The sequence below is a fragment of the Flavobacterium sp. genome (assembly GCF_044371705.1).
Classification (GTDB): Bacteria; Bacteroidota; Bacteroidia; order Flavobacteriales; family Flavobacteriaceae; genus Flavobacterium.
The window spans coordinates 1-3,315 of record NZ_JBILTE010000241.1 but is presented as its reverse complement, the minus strand read 5'-3'; the positions used below and the strand labels follow the sequence as shown (position 1 = coordinate 3,315).

2 protein-coding genes are annotated in these 3,315 nt (G+C 37.6%); both read left to right on the top strand.

The annotated features are described in order from the left end of the window. Positions 1-1,820 (top strand): LmbE family protein (locus ACIQ2S_RS12300; protein WP_396176413.1); only part of this gene is annotated, 1,820 nt, incomplete at its 5' end. Positions 1,821-1,932: 112 nt separating this feature from the next. Further along, the coding region (locus ACIQ2S_RS12295; RefSeq protein WP_396176411.1) for a sodium:solute symporter at positions 1,933-3,315 on the top strand (1,383 nt) is incomplete at its 3' end.

Here is a 3,315-nt window from a genome sequence, read left to right as displayed (position 1 = left end):
TAAATAATTTTGACATGGGAGTTTACTATCCGCTGTTAGGCAAATCGAATCAAGAGATTGCCGCATTAAGCAGAAGTCGGCACCAATCGCAAGGTTTCGGCAGTACCGGTTCGCGAGGCGATGAAACGGAATACTTAGAATTCATTAAAGGAACAGCTCCTGCAAACAGCAAAAATATTTTTGACGGCATTGATACATCCTGGAATCGGGTCAAAGGCGGGTCAGAAATAGGCACGCTTGTTACCTCTTTAGAAAAGAACTATGATTTTAAAAACCCGTCGGCGAGTATACCTGCTTTGGTGGTTATCTATCAGAAAATCCAAACTTTAGATGATACACATTGGAAAACAATCAAAATTGAAGAAGTTAAGAAAATCATTGCCGGTTGTGCGGGATTGTATGTAGAAGCAGTAGCAGAAGTACAAAGCAGCAGTCCGGGTAGCGAACTTTCAATTAAAATTGAAGCAACCAACAGAAGTAATCAACCGATGGTTTTTAAATCGTTGAGCACTACTCCAACTAGTAGTAGTTCTATTCCAGAAACTTCTTTAGAAAACAACAAAGCATTTTACAGCGATATCAAAATAATCTTGCCTGATAATCATGAATATACTGCTCCTTATTGGTTGAAAGAATCGGGAACAGTGGGTATGTATAAAGTTACTGACCAAACTAAAATTGGTCTCCCTGATATTATCCGAGAAGTAAAAGTAACTTTTCAAATTGCTATCAGCGGTGTGACGATTCCCTTTGAACGGGATGTAATTTATAAATACAACGATGCTGTCAAAGGAGAAGTTTACAAGCCTTTGGATATTGTTCCCGTTGTCACTACTTCCATTGCAGATAAAGTAAAAATTTTCAACTCCAATCAAAACAAAACAGTCGGAGTAAAAATTAAATCGGGTCGGGATAACATATCAGGAGATTTGTTTTTAGAATTGGGAGAAGGTTGGCAGGTAGTTCCAAAATCCATTCCTTTTCAATTAAATAAAAAAGGTTCAGAAACTACGGTCTATTTTGAGGTAACTCCGCCGAAGAAATCTAGCGAAATAACAGCCAAAAGTTATGCAATAATAGACGGTAAAAAATTAGACAAAGAACAGATCAACATTACTTACGAACACATCGCTCAACAACAAGTTTTAGTAAATGCGGAAGCAAAATTTAGTCGATTGGACATTACTATCAACAACGAGAAAATAGCCTACTTAATGGGTGCAGGCGATGAAGTACCGCAGTATTTGAGCCAACTAGGCTATCAGGTAACACTTATCAAACCCGAAGAAATTACAACAGACAATTTAAAAAACTTTCAAGTAGTAATAGTAGGAATACGAGCCTACAATACCCTTGAGGAAATGGCTTTTAAGCAGGCGATACTTTTTGATTTTGTGAAAGAAGGAAACACGATGATTGTGCAATACAACACCGCAGGAAAATTAACCGTTAAAGAGTTGGCTCCATTTAAATTGAAAATATCCAGAGACCGTGTGACCGAAGAAGATGCAGAGGTTAGCTTTTTGGCACCTTCACACAAAGTTTTAAACTTCCCAAACAAAATAACTTCAAAAGATTTTGATGGTTGGGTTCAAGAACAAGGACTGTATTATCCCGACGAGTGGGATGCCACTTTTGTGCCTATTCTGTCATCGAATGACAAGGGCGAAGAACCAAAAGACGGCGGATTATTGATTGCACCTTACGGAAAAGGACATTATATTTACACCGGACTGAGTTTCTTCAGAGAATTACCTGCCGGCGTTTCCGGAGCCTATCGACTCTTTTCGAATCTTATTTCAGTTGGAACCCCAAATTAAAACTATGGAACCTAACAATACTTCTATAAAAAAAATATACTTCTGGGTTTTGCTGGCAAATGCCCTTTATATTGAGCTGTTTTATATTATCACCAAATACTTTTACTAAGCCATGCAAACACTTGACTGGTTGATATTGATTGTATCGCTTGCTTTTATCGTCATTTACGGTTCTTGGAAAGCAAAGGGAAGTCAGAATGTAAAAGAATACATTTTAGGAAACAACGAAGCTAAATGGTACACCATTGGTATTTCGGTGATGGCAACCCAAGCAAGTGCCATTACTTTTTTATCGACACCCGGACAAGCGTTTCACGATGGAATGGGGTTTGTACAATTCTACTTTGGCTTACCTATTGCCATGGTAATTATATGTATCTTTTTTATACCCATTTACCACAAACTAAATGTGTATACTGCCTATGAATTTTTAGAAAAAAGGTTTGACCAAAAAACCAGAAGTTTAGCAGCCATCTTATTTTTAATTCAACGCGGTTTGGCGGCAGGAATTACCATTTATGCACCTGCCATTATTTTATCAACCATCTTGGGTTGGAGTTTGAATTGGCTAAATTTTATACTTGGTGTGTTAGTCATCATTTATACCGTTAGCGGCGGTACAAAAGCCGTGAATGTGACCCAAAAACAACAAATGTTTATCATTATGTTAGGCATGTTTATCGCCTTTTATTTAATCTTGAGTTACCTACCGGAAGAAGTTTCCTTTAACAACGCATTACAAATTGCAGGTATCAATGAGAAAATGAATATTGTTGATTTTTCGTTCAACCCTAACAGTCGCTACACTTTTTGGAGTGGCATGACCGGAGGTTTGTTTTTGGCTCTCTCCTATTTTGGTACCGATCAATCGCAAGTGCAACGGTATTTATCAGGGAAATCAGTTAGAGAAAGTCAGCTTGGCTTGATTTTCAATGGCTTTTTGAAAGTCCCAATGCAATTTTTTATTCTACTAACTGGAGTCATGGTTTTTGTATTCTTCCAGTTTAACAAAGTGCCGTTAAATTTTAATCCGTCGAGTCAAAATGCCGTTGAAAAATCCGTTTACGCACCGGATTACATTGCTTTAGAAAAGGAATTGGAAGTGATTCAGGACGAAAAAAAGACCATTACTTTAAAGTACGCCAACCAATTAAATCTTGATGTACATAATCCTGTTTTGAAGAAACGCATCATCGCACTTACCGAGAAAGAAAACAATCTGCGTGATGAAGCAAGAGCATTGATTAAAAAAGTAGACGAAGAACCCAATGACAAAGATTATGTGTTTATTCATTTCATATTAAATTATTTGCCCACCGGCCTCATCGGATTGCTGCTAGCTGTAATCTTTTCGGCGGCTATGTCGTCTACAGCTTCGGAGTTGAATGCACTTTCATCTACCACGACCATTGACATATATAAAAGGAACTTAAAAACAGAAAAATCTGAGGAGCATTTTGTCAAAGCTTCCAAAGGATTTACGTTACTGTGGGGA